The following is a 22,317-nucleotide window of genomic DNA, read 5'->3' as shown; positions in this document are numbered from 1 at the left end:
GCCCGTCACCGCCCGGGTTGGGCGTCTTTCGGCGCCGTTCGCTCATGTTGCAGCCACTCCTCGCCAGGCGCTTCAGGCCTGAAGGCAGGGTTCACGTCCGAAATGCCCGCCAACCGCCCTAACCCCGGAGGTGGTCCTCGTGCACACGCGACAGCGTACGCATCCCGTAAATACAACTAATCGGGCATCACCTCCCAATACCCGCAAAACGGCGCGAGATCATTACACGCCCGTTGCCAACCCCGCCCGCGAGTCGGCTTGTGATCACATTCACGCGTGCCCCCCTTGCCGGTTTCGGAGGCCAGGCCTACTGTTCTCGATATATCGAGCCGATACATCGAAACGGCATACTGTTGCGATGCTCGGCCGGAACCAGGGTCGAGAGGGAGGAGGACGACACCAGTGGGCCGACGCTCAGGAGTGCTGGAGTTCGCCGTCCTCGGCCTGCTGCACGACGCCCCGATGCACGGGTACGAGCTGCGCAAGCGGCTCAACATCCTGCTCGGGACGTTCCGCGCCCTCTCCTACGGAACGCTCTACCCCTGCCTGAAGAGCCTGGTCGCCCAGGGTTTCCTCGTCGAGGACAACCCGGACGTCGAGTACGTCCCGGCCACCGCGCTCAACGGCAAGCGGTCGAAGATCGTCTACCGGCTCTCCGCCGAGGGCAAGCAGCGCTTCGAGGAGCTGCTCGCCGACTCCGGCCCGGACGCCTGGGAGGACGAGCACTTCGGCGTCCACTTCGCCTTCTTCGGCCAGACCGACCGGGCCGTGCGCATGCGCGTCCTGGAGGGTCGGCGCAGTCGGCTGGAGGAGCGCCTGGAGCGCATGCGCAACTCGCTGGCCCGCGCCCGCGAGCGGTTCGACGACTACACCGTCGAGCTGCAGCGGCACGGACTGGAGTCGGTGGAGCGTGAGGTCCGCTGGCTCAACGAGCTGATCGAGACCGAGCGGGCCAACCGCAGCGGCCGGCCCGGGCCCGCCGCACCCCCCAAGACTTCGGACGGCCGTGGCCAGGAGGGCGGGCCCCAGGGCCCGCCCGAGCCACCGTACGACCGCCCGGGGCGCTCCGACCAGGAGCGCTGACACCGCGCCGGCCCCGTGCCGCGCGGCAGGTGTGGGCGCCTCGCGCCCGTACACGCAGTCATCGAAGAAGCAGGACGAGTTCCGCCCGCCCGGCGGTCCTCATGAGATCAGAGGGAGCAACCGGAATGGGTTCGGTTCGCGTAGCCATCGTGGGCGTCGGCAACTGCGCCGCGTCGCTGGTGCAGGGTGTCGAGTTCTACAAGGACGCCGACCCGGCCGGCAAGGTCCCCGGCCTGATGCACGTCCAGTTCGGTGAGTACCACGTCGGTGACGTGGAGTTCGTCGCCGCGTTCGACGTGGACGCCAAGAAGGTCGGCTTCGACCTGGCGGACGCCATCGGCAACAGCGAGAACAACACCATCAAGATCTGCGACGTGCCGCCGACCGGCGTCACCGTGCAGCGTGGCCACACCCTCGACGGCCTGGGCAAGTACTACCTCGAGACCATCGAGGAGTCCGACGAGGCCCCGGTCGACGTCGTCCAGATCCTCAAGGACAAGCAGGTCGACGTCCTGGTCTGCTACCTGCCCGTCGGGTCCGAGGCCGCGGCCAAGTTCTACGCCCAGTGCGCCATCGACGCCAAGGTCGCCTTCGTGAACGCCCTGCCGGTGTTCATCGCGGGCACCAAGGAGTGGGCGGACAAGTTCACCGAGGCCGGCGTGCCGATCGTCGGTGACGACATCAAGTCCCAGGTCGGCGCCACCATCACGCACCGCGTGATGGCCAAGCTGTTCGAGGACCGCGGTGTCATCCTCGAGCGCACCATGCAGCTGAACGTCGGCGGCAACATGGACTTCAAGAACATGCTCGAGCGCGAGCGTCTGGAGTCCAAGAAGATCTCCAAGACCCAGGCCGTCACCTCGCAGATCCGCGACCGCGAGCTGGGCGAGAAGAACGTCCACATCGGCCCCTCGGACTACGTGGCCTGGCTGGACGACCGCAAGTGGGCCTACGTCCGCCTCGAGGGCCGCGCGTTCGGCAACGTCCCGCTGAACCTGGAGTACAAGCTCGAGGTCTGGGACTCCCCGAACTCCGCCGGTGTCATCATCGACGCCGTCCGCGCCGCGAAGATCGCCAAGGACCGCGGCATCGGCGGCCCGATCCTGTCGGCCTCCTCGTACTTCATGAAGTCCCCGCCGGTGCAGTACTTCGACGACGAGGCCAAGGAGAACGTCGAGAAGTTCATCCGCGGCGAGGTCGAGCGCTGAGCCGACGGCTCCTGGCTCCTCCTGGTTCCACCTAGCTCCACCTAGCTTCTCCGAAGGGCTCGCGATCCCCGGATCGCGAGCCCTTCACCGTTTCCCGGCCGATGTTTCACGTGAAACACCGGCCGGTTCCATGGCACCCTGAGCGGGTGGCGATCACCGAGAACGGCAGCACCCGGCAGTCCGCGCACCCCGCCACGCTCCTCGGTCTCCTCCGGGGCCGCGACTTCCGCCGGCTGCTGACGGCCCGGGTCCTCTCCCAGCTCTCGGACGGCGTCTTCCAGGTCTCGCTCGCCGCCTACGTGGTCTTCTCCCCCGAGAAGCAGTCCTCCCCCGCCGACATCGCCTCGGTGCTGGCCGTGATGCTGCTGCCGTTCTCGGTGATCGGCCCGTTCGCCGGGGTGCTGCTCGACCGCTGGCGCCGTCGCCAGGTGCTCTACTTCGGCAACCTGGCCCGCTTCGGGCTGGGCCTGGCCACCGGCGCGCTGCTCCTGGCCAAGGCTCCGACCTGGCTGTTCTTCGCCTCGGCGCTGCTGGTGACGGCGCTGAACCGGTTCATCCTGGCCGGACTCTCCGCCGCCCTGCCCCGGGTGGTGGCCCAGGACCAGCTCGTCACCGCCAACGCGCTCTCCCCCACCCTGGGGACGGTCGCCGCCGCCACCGGCGGGGGCTTCGGGTTCCTGCTGCACCAGGTGATGCCCCCCGGTGCCAGGGCGGACGCCGCGCTGGTCTGCGTCGCCGCGGTGCTCTACCTCTCCGCCGCGCTGGCCGCCCGCCGGATGGACCGCGACCTGCTCGGCCCCGATCACCACCCCACCCTCCCGAAGCTCGGCCAGGCGCTGGTGCGCGCCGCCGTGGACCTCGGCGCGGCCCTGCGCCACCTCGTCCGGGACTGCCGGCCCGCCGTGCACGCGCTCGCCGCCGTCACCGCGGCCCGGTTCTGCTACGGCGTGCTGATCGTGGTCGTGGTGATGCTCGCCCGGTACACCTTCAACTCCCCCACCGACAGCGCCGCCGGCCTCGCCACCCTCGGCCAGGCCGTCGGGCTCTCCGCCGCCGGGTTCTTCGTCGCCGCCGTGGTCAGCCCCTGGTGCACCCGGAAGCTCGGCCTGGCCGGGTGGATGACGGCCTGCCTGGTCGCGCCCGTGGTCTTCGTCCCCGCGCTGGGCCTGAGCTTCACCCTGGTGCCCTGCCTGATCGCCGCCCTGCTGCTGGGGGTGGTCACCCAGGGCACCAAGATCTGCGCCGACACGATGGTGCAGGAGTCGGTCGAGGACGAGTACCGGGGCCGCGTCTTCGCCATCTACGACGTGCTGTTCAACGTGGCCTTCGTGGCCGCCGCCCTGGTCACCGCGCTGGTGCTGCCGCTGTCTGGCCGCTCGGCGGCCGTGGTCGTCGGGGTGGCGGGGGTGTACGCGCTCACCGCCGCGCTCTACCTGCGCGCCGCGCGCCGGTGCGCACCGCTCCCCGGCTGACCTGCGCGGCCCGCCTCCCCCGGGGCCTCTCGACGGGTTGCGTCGGAACGACTCGCTAAGGTACGTCAGACCTGTCGCAGCGCCAGCACTCGGTTTCGGGGGACGAACTGATGAGCACACCGCCCGGTCCTTACGGGCCGCCTCCCACCGGGTACGCACCGCCGCCGCAGCCCGGCCCGCCCGGCTTCGGGCCTCCGCCCGCCTACGGGCCGCCCCCTCCCTCGTACGGGCCGCCACCGCAGCCCGCGTACGGCCAACCGCCGTACGGTCAGCAGCCCGCCCCGCCGTACGGCCAGCCCCCGTACGGCCAGCAGCAGCCCTACGGCTACGCGCCCGTGGGCGCGCCGCCGGCCCCGCCCGCGAAGCGCCGCACCAAACTGCGGATCTTCGGCGCGATCGGCGCCTGCGTCGCCCTCGCGGTCGGCTACTTCGTGAGCGGGCCGAGCGTGAGCAGCGCCAAGCCCGGCGACTGCGTCCACATCAGCGGCTCCCGCTCGATCGAGATCGTCAAGTGCACCGATTCGACGGCGAATCGACGCGTACTGTCGAAGTACGAGAACACCGGTGACACCGGCCGGTGCCGCCTCGACCGGCAGTCCACCGACGCCTACTCCGGCAAGAGCGGCCGCCGCTGGAACAAGAAGCGGTACGTGCTCTGCCTCGGCCCGCTGGCTCCGGCCGTCGGCACGCCGCCGGTGAAGAAGACCTGAGTCACCCGAAGTTTCCAGACGTTCCAGACGTTCCAGACTTTCCCGAGTATCCCGAAGCGACGTTCCTGGGGGGACCCCTTGTCCGTTCCGCCGCCGCCGTCACCGTACGGCGCCCCGCCGCCCGGTGACGGCAACCCGTACTCCTCCGGCAACCCCTACGGCCAGCCGGTCCCGCCCCCGCAGGGCCCGCCGCCCGGCCCGCCCGGCTACGGCTACCCGAGCCCGCCGCCGCCCCAGCAGCCGTACGGCGCCCCGCCGCCGGGTGGCTACGACTACGGGGGCGGCTACGGCGGTGGTGGCTACGGCGGTGGTGGCTACGGGGGCGGTTACGGCGACGGGTACGGCTACCCGCCGCCGCCGATGGACGGGCCCGCCTGCCGCTTCTGCGGCGGGATGCCGGCCGTGGAGACCAACGTCCGCGGCCACCAAGGCATGATCCTCTGGTACCGGATGCTGCGGATGCCCGGCCCGTTCTGCCGCACCTGCGGCACGGCGACGGTGCGCGACATGTCCGCCCGCACGCTCGTCCAGGGCTGGTGGGGCTGGATCTCCATGGTCCTGACGCCCATCACCCTGCTGATGAACGCCGCGGCCAACAGCAAGATCAAGAAGCTGCCGCCGCCCATGCCGGGCACCCACGGCCCGCAGCTCGACCCGGGCGTCCCGCTCGGCCGCCGGCCGCACATGGCGATGCTGCTGGTGCCGGGCTCGCTGGTGATCACCCTGATCCTGGTGGTCAGCGGGGTGTTCAACTCGAAGCCGACCGACCCGAACATCGTCGTCGACCCGCTGCCGACCCCGAGCCGGTACACCATCCCGCCGCTGCCCAGCCCCACCTACACGATCCCGCCGTACACCCCGAAGCCGCTGCCCACCCCGACCATCACCCTGCCGCCCTACACGCCTCCGGCCCCCTCCGACCCGGCGGCCGACGCCAAGGCCGGGGACTGCCTGCACAACGACGGGAACGACACCGACCCGAAGATGTCGATCGTGCCCTGCACGGACGGGAAGGCGCAGTACAAGGTGGTCTACAAGTACACCGGCACGTCCGACAAGGACTCCTGCAACAAGCAGCCGAAGACGACCAGCACCTACTGGGTCAAGCACCCGCTGCTGCCGTCCCTGGACTACGTCCTGTGCCTGAAGGCGGCCTGACGCCCGGGCAGCGCACGAACGCGGGGGGTGGACCGTAAACCCGGTCCACCCCCCGTTCCCGTGCCTCAGCCCTGCTGCTGCTCCGCCCACCAGGCGCGCAGCGCGGCGACGGCCTCGTCCGGCCCCATCGGGCCGTGCTCCAGCCGCAGTTCGAGCATGTGCTTGTACGCCTTGCCGACCATCGGACCGGGCTTGAGCTCGAGCAGCTCCATGATCTCGTTGCCGTCCAACGCCGGACGGACGGCGTCCAGCTCCTCCTGCTCCTTGAGCTCGCCGATCCGCGTCTCCAGGCCGTCGTAGGTGCGCGAGAGCGCCGCGGCCTTCTTCCGGTTGCGGGTGGTGCAGTCCGAGCGGGTCAGCTTGTGCAGCCGCTCCAGCAGCGGGCCGGCGTCGGTGACGTAGCGGCGCACCGCGGAGTCCGTCCACTCGCCGCCGCCGTAGCCGTGGAAGCGCAGGTGCAGCTCGACCAGGCGCGAGACGTCCTCGGTGAGCTCCTTGGAGTACTTGAGCTCCCGCATCCGCTTGCGCGTCATCTTGGCGCCGACCACCTCGTGGTGGTGGAAGGAGACCCGGCCGTCCGACTCGAAGCGGCGGGTGCGGGGCTTGCCGATGTCGTGCAGCAGCGCGGCCAGGCGCAGGGTGAGGTCCGGGCCGTCCTGCTCCAGGTCGACGGCCTGCTCCAGGACGGTCAGCGAGTGCTCGTAGACGTCCTTGTGCCGGTGGTGCTCGTCCTTCTCCAGCTGCAGCGCGGGCAGTTCGGGCAGCACGAACCCGGCCAGGCCGGTGTCGACCAGTAGCCGCAGGCCCTTCACCGGGTGCTTGGCCAGCAGCAGCTTGTTCAGCTCCGCCTGGACGCGCTCGGCCGAGACGATGGTGATCCGCTCGGCCATCGCCGTCATCGCGGCGACCACCTCGGGCGCCGGGTCGAAGTCCAGCTGGGCGGCGAAGCGGGCGGCGCGCATCATCCGCAGCGGGTCGTCGGAGAAGGACTCCTCGGGCGTGGCGGGGGTGCGCAGCACCCGGGCCTCCAGGTCCTCCAGGCCGTGGTGCGGGTCGACGAAGCCCCGGCCGGGCAGGTCGACGGCCATCGCGTTGACCGTGAAGTCCCGGCGGACGAGGTCCTCCTCGATGGAGTCGCCGTAGCTGACCTCGGGCTTGCGGGAGGTGCGGTCGTACGCCTCGGAGCGGTAGGTGGTGATCTCGATCAGGAAGGACCCGTCCGCGGTGTCCTTGCGCGCGCCGACCGTGCCGAAGGCGATGCCGACGTCCCAGACCGCGTCCGCCCAGCCCTTGACGAGCTTGAGGACCTGCTGGGGGCGGGCGTCGGTGGTGAAGTCCAGGTCGTTGCCGAGCCGGCCGAGCAGCGCGTCGCGCACCGAGCCGCCGACCAGTGCCAGCCGGTGACCGGACGCCTGGAACCGGCGGGCGATCTCGTCGGCCACCGGCGACACCCGCAGCAGCTCTTGCAGGCCCATCGTCTGGGCCTCGCTCAGGCCTGGGACGGCCCGGACGGCGGCGCTGGAAGGGTCGGTGTGCGCGGTGGACTCATTGGCAGTGGACACGGCTCACAAGGGTACGTGCCCCGGCAGGTCAACCGCCCGCGCGTTTCCTGCGTCTCACCCCGGAGCCCGCAACACTGCACGCCGGGCTGCATCGTTACCATGCCGGTGGACGAGTCTCGGGCACCGGACAGGGGATGCGGTGTCACGCGTCGCCGCGGCCGGCGGAACCTCCCGGCGGCAGTGCGGCGGACAGCGTCGAGTGCATCACGCCGGGCGGGCCACGCAGGGCGTTCACCAACAGCAGCGAGCGATCGAGAACGGCGAGGGCGGAACGGGTGAGTGAGCCGGCACGGCACTCGGACCAGGGGGCACGACGACGGCCCGGACGGGCCGGGGAGGCGGCCCCGCGTCCCGGTCGGGGGCGGCGCGCCGTACGCGGCCTCGCCGCCGCCTTCGCGGCCGCGCTGACCCTCCTGCCGGCCGCCCCCGCGGTGGCCCTGACCACCGGCGGGAGCGTGCGCCCCGCGGAGGCCGGCACGGCCTCCGCCGAGTACCCGGTGGCGATGTCCGTCGAGTCGGTGGCACCGCAGGTGGCCGCCCCCAACGGCACCGTGACGATCACCGGGCACGTCACCAACACCGGGAAGTCGGCGCTCAAGGCGGCGCACGCGGCCGTCCGCAAGCCCGCCTCCGGCAAGCCGCTCCAGCGGCGCAGCGAGCTGGGCTCGGTGGCCGGCCGCGGCCCCCTGGTCAACGCGGACGGCGTCGAGCTGGACAGCCCCCAGTACGCCCTGCCGGAGCTGGCCCCCGGCCAGAGCCAGGCGTACACCCTGGGCGTCGCGGTGAGCGACCTCGGGCTCTCCGAGAGCGGCGTCTACGAGCTGGCGGTGAGCGTCACCGGCTCCACCGGCGACAGCGCCCGCGAGCGGACCCTGGGCATCGCCCGCACCTTCCTGCCGTTCAATCCGGGCGAGGGCCAGCCGACGAAGGTCACCACCCTCTGGCCGCTGGTGCACGCGCCGGTGCTGGTCGCGCAGACCTTCTCCGACAACGACCAGAACGCCGCCCCCGTGCTGCGCAACGACGACCTGGCCACCGAGTTCGCGCCGGGCGGGCGGCTGTACGAGCTGGTCGACACCGGCGCCAAGCTGACGAACCTGACCTGGGTCGTCGACCCGGACCTGCTGGACACCGCGTTCGCGATGACCAACAAGCAGTACCGGGTGCAGAAGCCCGGCACCCAGCAGTCCGGCAAGCCCGCCCGGGAGGACAACACCGCGCCCGGCACCGGGACGGCCGCCGCCACCGCCTGGCTGGACAAGCTCCGCGCCGCCGTCGCCAAGCCCGGCAGCCAGGTGCTGTCGCTGCCGTACGCCGACCCGGACCTCGCCTCCGTCGCGCACAACGGCGCCGACCTGCCCGGGATGGGCACGGCGCTGAACAAGGCGGCCACCGCCGGCCGGCTGACCGTCGAGGGCCGGCTCTCCGTGGACACCCGCTCCGACGTGGCCTGGCCGTACCAGGGCTACCTCGACCAACAGATCGCCGGAATCGCCCAGCAGGCCGGCAGCGGCCTCGTCCTGGTCAACGGCGCGAGCATGCCGGAGCCGGACGCCCTCACCTACACCCCGACCGCCGTCCGCCCGATCGGCAACGGGCAGAGCGCGGTGGTCGCCGACGAGACCGTCTCCTCCCTGTTCCAGGGGGACCTCGGCAACCCGCAGGCGCAGACCCTGACGACCCAGCGCTTCCTCGCCGAGACGTACGCGATCACCCACGAGCAGCCGCAGAACCCGCGCGGGCTGCTGATCATGCCGCCGCGCGAGCTGTCCGTGACCACCGCCAAGCTCCTGGCGGGCGCCCTGCAGACGGCCGGGGACAAGTGGCTCAGCCCGGTCAAGCTGGACGTGCAGACGCAGATCACGCCGGACCCGAAGGCCGGCACCGGCGTCCCGTACGCCACCGACTACCCCACCCAGGCCCGCTCCTCCGAGCTGCCCGCCGCCGACCTGCTCGCCACCGACGGCATCCAGCACGACCTGGACGTCCTGATGCGGGTGCTCACCCTGCCGCAGCGGGTGCGCGGCCCGTTCAGCGCCGCGATGGTCCGCTCGCTGTCCACCCAGTGGCGCGGCGACACCCCGACCGGCGCGGCCTACCGCACGGGCGTCAAGGCGTACCTCAAGGACCTCATCGACGCCGTCAAGGTGCCGCAGAAGAACGACGTGACCTTGGCCGGGAGCACCGGCCAGCTCCAGGTCAGCGTCCGCAACGACCTCACCCAGACGGTCACCAACCTCAAGCTGGTGCTCACCTCCGGCCAGCCCAACCGGCTGCGGGTGGGCAAGGACGTGGAGCTGGTCCTCCCCGCCTCGCAGAGCGTGACCCTGCGCTACCAGGCCGAGGCGCACAACAACGGCCCGGTCGCCGTGACGGCCCAGCTGTGGACCACCGGCCCCGACCCGCAGCCGTACGGCGACCCGCAGCACTTCTACGTCCAGGTCACCTCGGTGACCAACGGCGTGCTGTACGTCTTCGCGGGCGCCGGCGTCCTGCTGCTGCTGGCGGCGCTGCGCTTCGTCCGCCAGCGCAAGCGCCGCGCCGGGCAGCCGCACGAGGACGGCGACCAGCCGATCGGGGACGGCCCGGCGGGCCCGGACGGCCCGGACGCCGCGGGCCCCTCCGAGCCCGCCGAGCCTGCCGGGGACGAGCCCGACGCCCCGACCGGGGACGGCTCCGAGGAGACTCCCGCGCAGACACCGGACGACGACGGCGCCGATGGCCGGGATCGGACCTCCGGTGATGAGAAGGTTGGTCCTTGACACCGCCGACCACCCGCGATGCCGGGCCGGTCTCCCCCACGACAGCGAAGAGGTGACATGACCGGGCGCAGCGAGGAGCGGCCGCCGGGCCGCGCCGAGAGCCGGCCGGGCGCCGAGTCGCCGTCCGGCGACTGGTACGTGGCGGACACCTACGCCCAGGACCCGTACGCGGCCGACGCGTACCAGGGCCCGCAGGACGGCCAGGACCCGTACGGCCTGCGGGCCGGGCACCCGGCCGCGCAGCAGCCGCCCGCCGCGTACGACGTGCCGCCGCAGCTGCCGCCGCAGGCGGGCGGGTACCCGACGCCCGTCCCGGCCGCGCCGTTCCCGGGGCCGACCCCGTACGCGCCTCCCGTGCCGCCGGTGCAGCCCGGCTGGGACACCCCGGCGCAGCACGCCCAGCCCGTGCAGCCCGTCCAGGCCGTGCAGCCCCTGCAGGCCCCGTGGCAGCAGGAGCAGGCTCCGGCGGCCGGCGGCCAGTGGGCCGGCGCCGGTGCCCAGCAGCCCCCGCAGCAGTGGGAGCCCGGCCCGGCGCACTCCTCCTGGGACACCGAGACCACCGAGTACGTCGGCGTGGACGCCCTGTTCGGCGGTGCCCGGCCGGCCGAGGCCGTCGCCTCCCCGCCTCCCCCGGTGCCTCAGCCCGCCCCGGCGCCCGTGACCCCGCCCGCCCCGCCGGCCAACCCCTATGCGGCCCCGACGGTCGGCTACCCGGGGCAGCCCCAGCACGGCGGCCACCCAGGCCAGGGCGGTCCGGGCGACCAGCGCCCCTTCGTCCCGCCGATCGAGTTCGACCCGCCGCTGTCCGAGGAGGAGGCCACCATGCAGGTGGCCGCCGTCGCGGTCCCCCCGGCGGTCGAGCCGCTGGCCGACCTCGCCGAGGAGCGGGCCGAGGCCCCCGCCCCGGCCGCCCCCGCGGCGGGCGGCGGTGGCGGCAAGGTCGCCTCGCTGCTGAACTCCAGCGCGATCATGGCGGCCGGCACCCTCGTCTCCCGCGGCACCGGCTTCGTCCGCACCATGGTCATCGCCGGCGCCATCGGCATCGCCACCATGGGCGACTCGTACAACTCCGCGAACACCCTGCCCACCCTGCTGTACATCCTCATCGGCGGCGGCGCGCTCAACGCCGTCTTCGTGCCGCAGCTGGTGCGCAGCATGAAGAACGACGAAGACGGCGGCACCGCCTACGCCAGCCGACTGCTCACCCTGGTGATGGTCGGCCTCGGCGGCGTGGTGTTCCTGGCCGTGCTCGGGGCCCCGCTGCTGGTGCAGATGATCGCCCACTCGATGATGGAGAACCCGGCCCGGGCCGACACCACCGTGGCGCTGGCCCGGTACTGCCTGCCGACCATCTTCTTCATGGGCATCCACGTGGTGATGGGCCAGGTGCTCAACGCCCGCGGCAAGTTCGGCGCGATGATGTGGACCCCGGTCCTCAACAACGTCGTGGTGATCTTCACCTTCGCCGCCTACATCTGGGTCTACGGCGGCTTCAACGGCACCAAGGTCACCCCCGAGAGCATCTCCCCCGAGGGCATCCGGCTGCTCGGCCTCGGCACCCTGATCGGCCTCGTCGTCCAGTCGCTGGCGATGATCCCGTACCTGCGGGCGGCCGGCTTCCACTACAAGCCGCGCTTCGACTGGCGCGGCCACGGCCTGGGCAAGGCCGCCCGGCTGGCCAAGTGGACCTTCCTGTTCGTGCTCGCCAACCAGGCCGGCTTCCTGGTCATCACCCAGCTGGCCACCGCGGCCGGCAGCGCCGCCGAGAGCGACGGCCACGGCGGCGTCGGTCTCGCGGCCTTCTCCAACGCCCTGCTGATCTGGCAGCTCCCGCAGGCCGTCATCACCGTCTCGATCATGAGCGCGGTGCTCCCCCGGCTCTCCCGGGCGGCGGCAGACGAGGACGCCGGGGCGGTGCGCGACGACATCTCGTACGGGCTGCGCACCACCGCCGTGGCGGTCGTCCCGGGCGCCTTCCTGTTCCTGGCGCTGGGCCCGGCCATCGGCCGGTCGATCTACGGCGTCGGCGGCGGGGAGACCACGCTGTCCAACGCCACCAACGTCGGCCTGATGCTCTCCGCGTTCGCCCTCGGCCTGATCCCGTACTCGGCGCAGTACGTGATGCTGCGCGGCTTCTACGCCTACGAGGACACCCGGACCCCGTTCACCAACACCGTCTGGGTGGCGGTCTTCCAGGCCGCCTTCTCGGTGCTCTGCTGGCTGGTCCTGCCGGCCCAGTGGACGGTGACCGGCATGGCCTTCGGCTACGGCCTGGCCTATGCCGTCGGAGTGATGGTCGCCGTGCCGAAGCTGAAGCGCCGGATCGGCGGGCTGGACACCAAGCGCATCGGCAAGACCTACAGCCGCCTGGCCCTCGCCTGCGTGCCGGCCGCCGCGGTCGGCGTGGCCGTCAGCCTGGGCGTCCAGCAGGTGCTCGACGGCTGGGTCGGCAGCGTCGGCTCGGTGGTCCTCGGCGGCGGTCTGCAGCTGCTGGTCTTCGCGTTCATCGCGAAGCGGCTGCGGATCGAGGAGCTGAACGCCATGCTGGGCATGGTCCGCGGCCGACTGGGCCGCTGACCCCCGTACACCGGCCGGACGGGCGGGCACCCTGACCGGGTGTCAACGGGAGCGGACCGCTCCCGCGCCCGTCCGGCCGAACACCGTTCCGACCCGCCCCCGTACCCCGGTGGAGACTCCGATGGCGGCCCGGTGTCGGATCTGCACCACATCTCTCCACGCCCGTGCAACCGAGCGGCCCCCTCAGCGGTCGTACCCGGTGGAGAAGAGTGGGCACAATTGTCCTGGAGCACAGGGCGGCCAACCCCCGCGTGCTCCAGCGACTCTCTCAGGCCGGGGCGACACAAGGGGAGGCAGGACCACGGTGGCTGATGGCACCAAGGCGGTCGTCGACACGTCAGCAGCTGACGCGGCGGCGGACGAGGCCGCGCTGGCTGCGGCGATCGACGACCTCGCGGGCGGGAAGACCGCCCCGGGCAGCCGCGACCGCGCCGACGGGCCCGCCGGTGAGGACGCCTCCGACGACCCTTCGGACGGCCCCTCCGACGGAGCGTCCGAGAACGCGTCCGACGGCTCCTCCGAGGAGGGCGCCGAGGACGACGCCGAACAGGACGGGAAGGCCTCCGGCAGCGAGGAGACCTCCGAGATCACCGCCCCGCTCTCCGTCCGCGAGATCGCCGCCGAACTCGCCGCCGGCACCCCCCGGAAGAAGCCCGCCGCCACCCAGGCCGCCGGCCGCCCCGAGCGGCGCCCCACCGACCCGCAGCCCACCCTGGACCCGCGCGACACCGCCACCCTGCCGCGCACCCTCCCCGCCCCGATGCGGCACAGCGGCGACAAGATCGGCAACCGGTACCGGCTGGAGGAGTGCATCTCCCAGACCGAGACCTTCAGCAGCTGGCGCGCCGTCGACGAGAAGCTCCGCCGCGCCGTGGGCGTCCACCTGATGGCCTCCGGCCACCAGCGGGCCCGCAAGGTCCTGGCCGCCGCCAAGTCCGCCGCCCTGCTCGGCGACCCCCGCTTCGTCCAGGTGCTGGACGCGGTGCAGGAGGGCGAGCTGGTCTACGTCGTCCGCGAGTGGCTGCCGCACGCCTCCGACCTCGCCCGGCTGCTCGCCAACGGCCCGATGGAGCCGCACGAGGCGTACCAGATGGTCCGCCAGGTCACCGACGCCGTCGCCGCCGCCCACCGGCGCGGCCAGGCCCACCTGCGGCTGACCCCGCGCTGCGTGCTGCGCACCGACAGCGGCCAGTACCGGATCAACGGCATCGCCGTGGACGCCGCGCTGCGCGGGCTGCCCGCCGAGGACACCGAGGAGGACGCGGCCCGCGCCGACACCCGGGCGATCGGCACCCTGCTCTACGCCGCGCTCACCCACCGCTGGCCGTACCCCGAGGACCGCTACGACCTCAAGGGCCTGCCGAAGGACCTTCAGAACGCCGCGCCGGACCAGATCCGCGCCGGGGTCCACAAGGGCCTGTCGGAGCTCGCCGCGCGCGCCCTGTTCGACAACCCGCCGCACCACGCCGAGCCGATCACCACCCCGGAGGAGCTCGCCCGGGTGATCGCCCGGATGCCCCGCATCCGCCGACCCGAACCCGAGCTGCCCGCCTTCCCGGCCCCGCCCCGGCACAACACCCACGCGCTGCCCACCGCGCCCAACCCGACCCGGGTCGCCGACCCGGCCGTCGCCCCGCTGCCCGCCACTTCCCGCCCGACCGCCGCCCGGCGCACCCGTCGGCGGCTGCGGCGGGCCGTCAAGGCCACGGCCTGGACGGTCGCACTGGGCGCGATCGGTGTCGCCTCCTGGCAGTTCGTCGGCCACCTGCGCACCAGCGGGCAGGCCGTCGCGGCGCCGCAGACCTCGATCACCGGCACCGCACCGACGCCGCAGAACACCGCCCCGCACGTCCCGGTGCCGATCCAGATCAAGGAAGCCCTCTCCTACAACCCGCAGGGCGACTCGCCGGAGTCCGTCTACCTCCTCCCCAAGGTCTTCGACGGCGACCCGAACACCTCGTGGGTGACCAAGAGCTACGTCGACCCCTTCGGCCCCAAGCCGCTGCCCAAGGAGGGCACCGGCCTGCTGATCGACCTCGGCACGGCCCAGGCCGTCAGCTCGGTCAACGTCCAGTTCGGCGGGGTCCACACGGCCGAGCTGCGCGTGCCCAACGCCCAGGCGGCCGCCAACCCGATGGGCGCCCCGCCCACGGCCTTCACCGTCCTGGACAAGCAGACCAACAGCACGATCGACTTCACCACCGGCACACCGACGGTCACGCGTTACGTCTTGATCTGGCTGACCAGCCTGCCGAAGGATACGTCTGGCGCCGGCGGGTTCCGCGGACAGGTCAACGAGGTCAAGGTCTTCGGCTGACCGGACGCCCGCGCGCACAGGAACACGACAGACGAGGGGTGACCGTGGCGGAGGACGACGCGACGCTGCTCGCCCGGCACGTCGCCGGCGACCCGGACGCCTTCGGGCAGCTGGTGAACCGCCACCGCGACCGGCTCTGGGCCGTCGCCCTGCGCACCCTGGGCGACCGCGAGGAGGCCGCCGACGCCCTCCAGGACGCCCTGGTGTCCGCCTTCCGGGCGGCGCCCCGTTTCGAGGGCCGCTCGGCCGTCACGACCTGGCTGCACCGGATCGTCGTCAACGCCTGCCTGGACCGCGCCCGGCGCAGCGCCAGCCGCCGCACCACGCCGCTGGACGAGGACCCGCGACGGCTGGACGCCCTGGTCGGCTCCTCCGAACCGGCCGACTCCCCGGTGGAGCGGGCCGAGGTTCAGCGCGAGCTGACGGCGGCGCTCGCCGAGCTGACCGCCGAGCAGCGGGCCGCGCTGGTCCTGGTCGACATGCAGGGCTACCCGGTGGCCGAGGCGGCCGAGATGCTGGGCGTCCCGGTCGGCACCGTGAAGAGCCGCTGCGCCCGGGGCCGGGCCCGGCTGCTGCCGCTCGTACGGCACCTGCGGGAGCCCTCGGACGGGGCCGCGGAGGCGGACGGGCCGGATGTTCCACGTGGAACACCGCCACCGCGGCCGGGCGCCCGGGGGAACCCGGGCGGCCCCCGCACCGTCACAGGAACAGGCCCGAACACCGGCCGGACGATTCTGGAAGGAGACGCGAGCCCGCGATGAGCGCCCCCCTCTCCTCCCCCGAACCCGCCGACGCCCACCCCGGCGTCGACGACCTGGCCGACCTCGCCGAGGGGCTGGTCGAGCCCGACGAGGCCGCCGAGGCGCTGTGGCGGCACCTGGACGGCTGCGACGAGTGCCGTGAGACCGTCGAGGCGCTCGCCGAGGTGCGGGACCTCCTCGGCGCCGTCGAGGCCCCGCCGATGCCCGCCGACGTCGCCGCCCGGCTGGACGCGGCGCTCGCCGCCGAGGCGGCGGCCACCCCCGCCACGCCCGCACCCTCGACCACCCCCCGGCCGCTCGCCGCCCCGCCCACCGCCCCGCTCGCCGCCCCGCCCACCGCCCCGTCGGCCCGCCCCGCGGCCTCCGGCACCGGCCCCGGCCGCTCCCGGCGGCCCTGGCGGCGCCGGCTCGGCCTGCTGGCCGGTACGGCGGCCGCGCTGGCCGCCGTCGGCCTGACCGCCTCCCTGGTACTGCACGACTCCGACCGGACGGCGACCAGCGCGGCGGGCTCGGCCGCCAAGGCCACCGCAGCCGCCAAGCCCGACCAGTCCGGCGGAGCCACCGTCTACCGCGAGGACCAACTCACGAGCCAGGTGCAGCAGTTGCTGGCCCGCTCCGGCACGCCCCAGCCCCCCGCCGAGCCCGGCCTGCGTCCCTCCGCCGCCCAGCCCGCGGAGGGCCGCCCCGAGCAGCCCGCCCTGGGCTCGCCCGCCACCGGCCCGTCCACCGGCCCGTCCAGCGGTGCCTCCACCGACCCCTCGGCCTGCCCCGCGCCCGCCACCGGGGTGCCGCTGGCCACCGACCGGGGCAGCTACGAGGGCGCCCCCGTCGAGGTACTGGTGTATCCCTCCCCCGGGGACCGGTCCCACGCCGAGGTCTACCTGCGCGCCCCCGGCTGCGGCCCCGTCCTCCTGCACCGGACGGTCGCAGTCCACTGACGAGACCTCCCGGACCCGTGCGATCGACGACGGCGGCGGCGCGACGCTCCCGAAGTTCGGGCACCTGGTACTGATCCGCCTGGGAATGCGGGAGACTGGTCAGTCGTTGTCCCGGGCGGCGGAGCAGGACCGCCCTCCCCGCAGCAAACGCGGGTCGCGATGCGAACCAGGAGAAGCAGTGAGCGACGTCCGTAACGTGATCATCATCGGTTCCGGCCCGGCCGGGTACACGGCTGCGCTCTACACGGCCCGTGCCTCCCTCAAGCCGCTGGTGTTCGAGGGGGCCGTCACCGCGGGTGGCGCGCTGATGAACACCACCGAGGTCGAGAACTTCCCGGGCTTCCGGGACGGCATCATGGGCCCCGAGCTGATGGACAACATGCGGGCGCAGGCCGAGAAGTTCGGTGCCGAGCTCGTGCCGGACGACATCGTCTCCGTCGACCTCACGGGCGACGTGAAGACCGTGACCGACTCCGAGGGCAACGTCCACAAGGCCCGCGCCGTGATCGTCACCACCGGCTCGCAGCACCGCAAGCTCGGCCTGCCCAACGAGGACAAGCTCTCCGGCCGCGGCGTCTCCTGGTGCGCCACCTGCGACGGCTTCTTCTTCCGCGACCAGGACATCGCGGTGGTCGGCGGCGGCGACACGGCCCTGGAGGAGGCGACCTTCCTGTCGCGCTTCGCCAAGAGCGTCACGATCATCCACCGCCGGGACTCCCTGCGCGCCTCCAAGGCGATGCAGGAGCGCGCCTTCGCCGACCCGAAGATCCGCTTCGAGTGGAACAGCGCCGTCGAGGCCATCCACGGCGACCCGAAGCTGAGCGGCGTCACCCTGCGCGACACGAACACCGGCGAGACCCGCGAGCTCGACGTCACCGGCCTGTTCATCGCGATCGGCCACGACCCGCGCACCGAGCTGTTCAAGGGCCAGCTGGACCTCGACGGCGAGGGCTACCTCAAGGTCGAGTCCCCCTCGACGCGCACCAACATCCCCGGCGTCTTCGCCGCGGGCGACGTCGTGGACCACACCTACCGCCAGGCGATCACCGCCGCCGGCACCGGCTGCTCCTCCGCGCTGGACGCCGAGCGCTACCTCGCCTCGCTGGACGACCTGGAGGCCAAGGCCGCCGCCACCGTGACGGTCTGACCCTCCTCCCCCTCGGGGGTGTTCCACGTGGAACACCCCCACCGCCAGGCGGAAACACCACGACCCCCCGCGTTGTTCTCCTGGCAGCACCCCCCTCCGCCCTACCCGAGGAGTTCCCGTGGCCGGCGCCACCATCACCGTCACCGACGCGAATTTCGCAGCCGAGGTCCTGGAGAGCGACAAGCCCGTCCTGGTCGACTTCTGGGCCACCTGGTGCGGCCCGTGCCGCCAGGTCGCCCCGGTCCTGGAGGACATCGCGGCCGAGCACGGCGACAAGCTGACCATCGCCAAGCTCGACGTGGACGCCAACCAGGTGACCGCCGCCGAGTACAACGTCATCTCCATCCCGACCCTGATCCTGTACAAGGGCGGCCAGCCCGTGAAGCAGATCACCGGCGCCCGGCCGAAGGCCGCGCTGCTGCGCGAGCTGGACGGCCTCTTCTAGGCCACCGCTCGTCGACCGCTCGTCGACCGCGAAGGAGGCGGGGCTCCCCCATGGGGGAGCCCCGCCTCCTTCGTTGCAGCCGTTGCAGCCGCCTCAGAACGGCCGCAGCGCCGGCTCCTTGCGGCCCCCGCCGAGCAGCCGCTCCAGCGCGCCCTCCATGTCCCCGCGCCAGGAGAGCGTGGAGCGCGCCTCCAGCCGCAGCCGGGGGTAGCGCGGATGCGGCCGGACGGTCTTGAAGCCGACCGCCAGCAGGTGGTCGGCCGGCACCACGCAGCTGATCGGCACCCGCCCGACCGAACCGAAGGCCTCGATCGCCCGCACCCCGCGCCCGACGAGGTCCTTGGCCACGGTCTGCACCAGCACCCGGCCGAGGCCCTGCCCCTGGAAGCCCGGGAGCACCCGGCTGATCATCAGCTGAACGGCGTCCGGCGAGACCGGACTCGTCGGGAAGGACTGCGACCGGGGCACGTACGCGGGCGGGGCGTACAGCACGAAGCCGGCGGGCCGGTCGTCCACGTAGACGATCCGGCCGCAGGAGCCCCACTCCAGCAGGACGGCGGAGATCCACCCCTCCTTCTCCGCCTCCGACTTCCCCGACTCCACCGCCGCCCTCCCGCTGACCGGGTCCAGCTCCCAGAACACGCAGGAGCGGCAGGTCGTCGGCAGGTCGGCGAGGTTGTCCAGCGTCAGCGGCGCGACCCGGCGTCCCATGCCCCGTTCACCTCCTCCACCTCACAGTCGAGCCGCCGTGATCGAGCACGGGCCGACAAACACCGATGGGTGCATGTTCCACGTGAAACACGTTCACGCGGAAGCATGCACCCATCGGCTATGCCCAATGCGGCGGCCGTTCCCGGCTCAGCCCTGCGACAGCCGGAGGCCGTCCTCGCCCGGAGCCACGCTGTCCAGGATGCGGTTCAGGTCCTCCACCGACGCGAACTCCAGGACGACCTTGCCCTTGCCGAGCTTGCCACCGCGCTGCGACACCTCGACCTTGACCACGGTGTCGAAGCGGTCCGAGAGCCTGGTCGCCAGCTCGTTGAAGGCCGGGCTGATCCGGGCACCCGCCTTCGGCGCCGGGCGCTTCTTCTTGGGCTCTTCCCCGTTCATCATCTGGACGATCTCCTCGACCGTCCGCACCGAGAGACCCTCGCGGTTGATCCGGGCCGCCAGCTTCTCCTGGTCCCCCGGATCACTCAGACTGCAGAGCGCCTTGGCGTGACCGGCGGAGATCGTGCCGGCGGCGACCCTGGTCTGGACGGCCGGCGGGAGCTTGAGCAGCCGCAGGGTGTTGGTCACGTGCGGGCGCGAGCGGCCGACCCGGTCGGCCAGTTCCTCCTGGGTGCAGGAGAAGTCCCGCAGCAACTGGTCGTAGGCGGCCGCCTCCTCCAGCGCGTTCAGCTCGGCGCGGTGCAGGTTCTCCAGCAGGGCGTCCAGGAGGAGCTTGTCGTCCTCGGTGGCCCGGACGATCGCCGGGATCAGCTCCAGCCCGGCCTCGCGGGAGGCGCGCCAGCGGCGCTCACCCATGATCAGTTCGAACTTCTCCGGCCCGGTCTGGCGCACCACGACCGGCTGGAGCAGACCGACCTCCTTGATCGAGGCGACCAGCTCGGCCAGCTTGTCGTCGTCGAAGACCTCACGGGGCTGCCGGGGGTTGGGCTCGATCGAGTCCAGCGGCAGCTCCGCGAAGAAGGCGGTGGGCTCGGGCTTCGGCTGCACCGGCCGCTTGCCCGCCGCCCGTGCCGCCACCGTGCCCCGACCGCCCGGCAGCACCGGCAGCGCGGCCGGCGACGTCGTCGCGGTCGCCACCACCGAGGCCGGCGCGGACGGAGCCGTGGCGGACCGCGCCGCCCCGCCGTCGGCCGGCGTGGCCGGGCCGATCAACGCCCCGAGCCCTCGTCCCAGACCCCTGCGACCACCACTCACTGCTGACCCTCCGTCGTGCCGTGCCACCGGGGCTCGGTGCCCCGTACCGCCGTCGTACCGCTGCCGTCCCGCTGCTGGCCCACCAGCGAACCGTTCGGGCCCACCGCACGCAGCGCCAGCTCGCGGGCGGCCTCCAGGTAGGAGAGCGCCCCGGTCGAGCCCGGGTCGTAGGTGAGCACCGTCTGCCCGTAGCTGGGCGCCTCCGAGATGCGGACCGAGCGCGGGATCGCCGTGCTCAGCACCTCGGCCTGGAAGTGGGTCCGGACCTCCTCGGCGACCTGGGCGGCCAGCCGGGTCCGGGCGTCGTACATGGTGAGCAGGATGGTCGAGACGTGCAGCGTGGAGTTGAGGTGCGCGCGCACCAGGTCGACGTTGCGCAGCAGTTGGCCGAGGCCCTCCAGCGCGTAGTACTCGCACTGGATCGGGATCAGCACCTCCTGGCCGGCGACCAGGGCGTTGACCGTCAACAGGCCCAGCGAGGGCGGACAGTCGATCAGGACGTAGTCCAGCGGCTGCTCGTAGGCGGCGATCGCGCGCTGCAGCCGGCTCTCGCGGGCCACCATGGAGACCAGCTCGATCTCCGCGCCGGCGAGGTCGATGGTCGCGGGGACGCAGAACAGCCCCTCGACGTCCCGCACCGGCTGGACCACGTCGGCCAGGGGCTTGCCCTCGACCAGGACGTCGTAGATGGAGGGCACCTCGGCGTGGTGGTCGATGCCGAGGGCGGTGGAGGCGTTCCCCTGCGGGTCGAGGTCGACGACCAGGACGCGCAGTCCGTGCATCGCGAGCGAGGCGGCCATGTTGACGGTGGTGGTGGTCTTGCCCACCCCGCCCTTCTGGTTGGCGACCACCATCACCCGGGTGGCGGCGGGGCGGGGAAGGCCCTCCCCCGCCCGTCCGATCGCCTGAACCGCAGCCTGGGCAGCCCGCGCGATGGGCGTGTCGTCGATCTGGTCGACGGTCTCCGAGTCCTGCATGGTGGTCAGTGTTTCACGTGGAACGGGAGCGGCAACAGTCGCAGCCCGGCCGCGGGCGAGGATTCCGGAGAGCAACGAGCGACGTTTCACGTGGAACACCATGCCCGCTATGCCGGAAATCTGACGTTGCGACACTCCGGTGGTCGGACGGCGGCCCTCCCGTCACCTGAAAGACGACGGGCGGACGGTCCCCCGCCCAGGAGGTCCGTCCGCCCGTCGTCGGAGCGCTCGATCAGCGGGTTCGGCGCCCGCCACGGCCACGGCCGCGGTCGCCACCGGTCACGCGGGCACCCGCGGCGCGTCCGGCCCTGGCGGCCTTGGCCCGTCGGGTCGCCGCCTTCACCCCGCCGGGGCTCTCCCCCGCCTTGACCTGGATCACCCGGGTCGAGGTCTCCAGTGTGCCCTCGCCGACCGAGATCACCGAGGACTCGACCGCGCCCAGCTTCGCCAGCCCGGCCCGGGAGTCCGCGAGTTCCTGCTCCGCGCTGTCGCCCTTGAGCGCCAGCATCTGCCCGTGCGGACGCAGCAGCGGCATGCCCCAGCCCGCCAGCCGGTCCAGCGGCGCCACCGCGCGGGCCGTCACCACGTCCACCGCGAGCTTGCCGACCATCTCCTCGGCCCGGCCGCGCAGCACCGTGACGTTCTCCAGCCCGAGCTCCCGGACGACCTCCTCCAGGAAGGTGGTCCGGCGCAGCAGCGGCTCCAGCAGCGTCACCGAGACGTCCGGCCGGGCCAGCGCCACCGGGATGCCCGGCAGGCCCGCGCCGGAGCCCACGTCGCACAGGGTCGTCCCGGAGGGCAGCAGCTCGGCCAGCACCGCGCAGTTGAGCACGTGCCGGTCCCAGAGCCGGGGCACCTCGCGCGGCCCGATCAGCCCGCGCGACACCCCGGCGGTGGCCAGCAGCTCGGTGTAGCGGACGGCGGCCTCGAACCGGTCCCCGAACACCTCCCGGGCGGCGGCCGGCGCCTCGGCCCGGACGTCCACCTCGGGCGCCACGACGTCCCGCTCCTGCGCGGTCGGCTCCTCGGCGGCCGGATTCGCGTCAGCCGCCCCTGGACGGCCGGCAGCCGCGTTGTCCGTGTCCATCTCGACCTCTCCGCTCCCCGGATCGCCCTTCGACCCGCTCATCGCACTGTTTCACGTGAAACATCGCCGCCGGACGCCACGCCCCGCGGAAGGGACGACGACCCCGCCCGCACGAGGCGGACGGGGTCGCGTCCGGTGAAGCCCGTCCGGCCGCCTCCGCGGCGACCGGCCGTCGACCTGCCGACCG

Annotated in this window: 17 protein-coding genes; 12 read left to right on the top strand and 5 right to left on the bottom strand. The window is 73.0% G+C overall.

The genetic code is table 11. The features are described from left to right. Positions 1-402: 402 nt before the first annotated feature. The 5 genes from ACIRRS_RS12840 to ACIRRS_RS12820 all read left to right on the top strand — a co-directional run bounded on the left by ACIRRS_RS12840 (position 403) and on the right by ACIRRS_RS12820 (position 5,631). Positions 403-1,083 carry a helix-turn-helix transcriptional regulator gene (locus ACIRRS_RS12840; RefSeq protein WP_402968980.1) on the top strand — a complete coding sequence of 227 codons (681 nt, stop codon included), beginning with the start codon at positions 403-405 and terminating at the stop codon, positions 1,081-1,083. Positions 1,084-1,208: 125 nt separating this feature from the next. Further along, positions 1,209-2,291 (top strand): inositol-3-phosphate synthase, encoded by a 1,083-nt coding sequence (locus ACIRRS_RS12835; RefSeq protein ID WP_402968977.1) that lies wholly within the window; start codon positions 1,209-1,211, stop codon positions 2,289-2,291. A gap of 146 nt (positions 2,292-2,437) precedes the next feature. Continuing rightward, on the top strand, positions 2,438-3,763 hold the full coding sequence (locus tag ACIRRS_RS12830) for an MFS transporter (RefSeq protein ID WP_402968974.1): 1,326 nt from the start codon (positions 2,438-2,440) through the stop codon (positions 3,761-3,763). Between the two features lie 335 nt (positions 3,764-4,098). After that, positions 4,099-4,473, top strand: coding sequence for a hypothetical protein (locus ACIRRS_RS12825; RefSeq protein WP_402968971.1), 375 nt, complete (start codon positions 4,099-4,101; stop codon positions 4,471-4,473). A 78-nt stretch (positions 4,474-4,551) separates the two neighbouring features. Then, positions 4,552-5,631 carry a hypothetical protein gene (locus ACIRRS_RS12820; RefSeq protein ID WP_402968968.1) on the top strand — a complete coding sequence of 360 codons (1,080 nt, stop codon included), beginning with the start codon at positions 4,552-4,554 and terminating at the stop codon, positions 5,629-5,631. 65 nt (positions 5,632-5,696) lie between these two features. On the opposite strand, the gene ACIRRS_RS12815 is transcribed toward ACIRRS_RS12820, so the two are convergent. Continuing rightward, on the bottom strand, positions 5,697-7,106 hold the full coding sequence (locus tag ACIRRS_RS12815; protein WP_402969669.1) for a CCA tRNA nucleotidyltransferase: 1,410 nt from the start codon (positions 7,104-7,106) through the stop codon (positions 5,697-5,699). Positions 7,107-7,468: 362 nt separating this feature from the next. Between ACIRRS_RS12815 and ACIRRS_RS12810 the strand changes: the two genes are divergently transcribed. The 7 genes from ACIRRS_RS12810 to trxA all read left to right on the top strand — a co-directional run bounded on the left by ACIRRS_RS12810 (position 7,469) and on the right by trxA (position 18,140). Then, positions 7,469-9,955: a DUF6049 family protein gene (locus ACIRRS_RS12810; RefSeq protein WP_402968965.1), complete on the top strand. Its 2,487-nt coding sequence runs from the start codon at positions 7,469-7,471 to the stop codon at positions 9,953-9,955. Positions 9,956-10,012: 57 nt separating this feature from the next. Continuing rightward, on the top strand, positions 10,013-12,532 hold the full coding sequence (gene murJ / locus ACIRRS_RS12805) for a murein biosynthesis integral membrane protein MurJ (RefSeq protein ID WP_402968962.1): 2,520 nt from the start codon (positions 10,013-10,015) through the stop codon (positions 12,530-12,532). 304 nt (positions 12,533-12,836) lie between these two features. Next, positions 12,837-14,849, top strand: coding sequence for a serine/threonine protein kinase (locus tag ACIRRS_RS12800; RefSeq protein ID WP_402968959.1), 2,013 nt, complete (start codon positions 12,837-12,839; stop codon positions 14,847-14,849). Positions 14,850-14,887: 38 nt separating this feature from the next. Beyond that, positions 14,888-15,610, top strand: a complete 723-nt coding sequence (gene sigM, locus ACIRRS_RS12795; protein WP_402968956.1) for an RNA polymerase sigma factor SigM — start codon at positions 14,888-14,890, stop codon at positions 15,608-15,610. Continuing rightward, positions 15,607-16,548: an anti-sigma factor family protein gene (locus tag ACIRRS_RS12790; RefSeq protein ID WP_402968953.1), complete on the top strand. Its 942-nt coding sequence runs from the start codon at positions 15,607-15,609 to the stop codon at positions 16,546-16,548. Before sigM ends, ACIRRS_RS12790 begins: the two co-directional genes overlap by 4 nt. A gap of 178 nt (positions 16,549-16,726) precedes the next feature. Next, positions 16,727-17,695 (top strand): thioredoxin-disulfide reductase, encoded by a 969-nt coding sequence (gene trxB, locus ACIRRS_RS12785; protein WP_402968950.1) that lies wholly within the window; start codon positions 16,727-16,729, stop codon positions 17,693-17,695. 118 nt (positions 17,696-17,813) lie between these two features. Continuing rightward, entirely contained in the window at positions 17,814-18,140 is a 327-nt protein-coding gene (gene trxA / locus ACIRRS_RS12780; protein WP_402968947.1) for a thioredoxin, read from the top strand. A gap of 93 nt (positions 18,141-18,233) precedes the next feature. Here the strand turns inward: trxA and ACIRRS_RS12775 are convergent, their stop codons facing one another. The 4 genes from ACIRRS_RS12775 to rsmG all read right to left on the bottom strand — a co-directional run bounded on the left by ACIRRS_RS12775 (position 18,234) and on the right by rsmG (position 22,130). Continuing rightward, positions 18,234-18,851 carry a GNAT family N-acetyltransferase gene (locus ACIRRS_RS12775; RefSeq protein ID WP_402968944.1) on the bottom strand — a complete coding sequence of 206 codons (618 nt, stop codon included), beginning with the start codon at positions 18,849-18,851 and terminating at the stop codon, positions 18,234-18,236. 147 nt (positions 18,852-18,998) lie between these two features. Continuing rightward, positions 18,999-20,066, bottom strand: coding sequence for a ParB/RepB/Spo0J family partition protein (locus tag ACIRRS_RS12770; RefSeq protein WP_402968941.1), 1,068 nt, complete (start codon positions 20,064-20,066; stop codon positions 18,999-19,001). Continuing rightward, positions 20,063-21,043 carry a ParA family protein gene (locus ACIRRS_RS12765; protein WP_402968938.1) on the bottom strand — a complete coding sequence of 327 codons (981 nt, stop codon included), beginning with the start codon at positions 21,041-21,043 and terminating at the stop codon, positions 20,063-20,065. Before ACIRRS_RS12765 ends, ACIRRS_RS12770 begins: the two co-directional genes overlap by 4 nt. Before the next feature lie 232 nt (positions 21,044-21,275). Beyond that, positions 21,276-22,130: a 16S rRNA (guanine(527)-N(7))-methyltransferase RsmG gene (gene rsmG / locus ACIRRS_RS12760; protein ID WP_402968935.1), complete on the bottom strand. Its 855-nt coding sequence runs from the start codon at positions 22,128-22,130 to the stop codon at positions 21,276-21,278. Positions 22,131-22,317 lie beyond the last annotated feature (187 nt).

The organism is Kitasatospora sp. NPDC101183 (assembly GCF_044767945.1).
Classification (GTDB): Bacteria; Actinomycetota; Actinomycetes; order Streptomycetales; family Streptomycetaceae; genus Kitasatospora.
Note: the sequence above shows the minus strand (reverse complement) of the source record. Positions and strands in the feature narration are given on the sequence as shown.

Bases quoted from the DNA above. Each gene is read 5' to 3' on its own strand.
- ACIRRS_RS12835 (WP_402968977.1), top strand. From the start codon at position 1,209: ATGGGTTCGGTTCGCGTAGCCATCGTGGGCGTCGGCAACTGCGCCGCG.
- ACIRRS_RS12815 (WP_402969669.1), bottom strand. From the start codon at position 7,106: ATGGGCCTGCAAGAGCTGCTGCGGGTGTCGCCGGTGGCCGACGAGATC.
- murJ (WP_402968962.1), top strand. From the start codon at position 10,013: ATGACCGGGCGCAGCGAGGAGCGGCCGCCGGGCCGCGCCGAGAGCCGG.
- ACIRRS_RS12790 (WP_402968953.1), top strand. From the start codon at position 15,607: ATGAGCGCCCCCCTCTCCTCCCCCGAACCCGCCGACGCCCACCCCGGC.
- ACIRRS_RS12775 (WP_402968944.1), bottom strand. From the start codon at position 18,851: ATGGGACGCCGGGTCGCGCCGCTGACGCTGGACAACCTCGCCGACCTG.
- ACIRRS_RS12765 (WP_402968938.1), bottom strand. From the start codon at position 21,043: ATGCAGGACTCGGAGACCGTCGACCAGATCGACGACACGCCCATCGCG.
- rsmG (WP_402968935.1), bottom strand. From the start codon at position 22,130: ATGGACACGGACAACGCGGCTGCCGGCCGTCCAGGGGCGGCTGACGCG.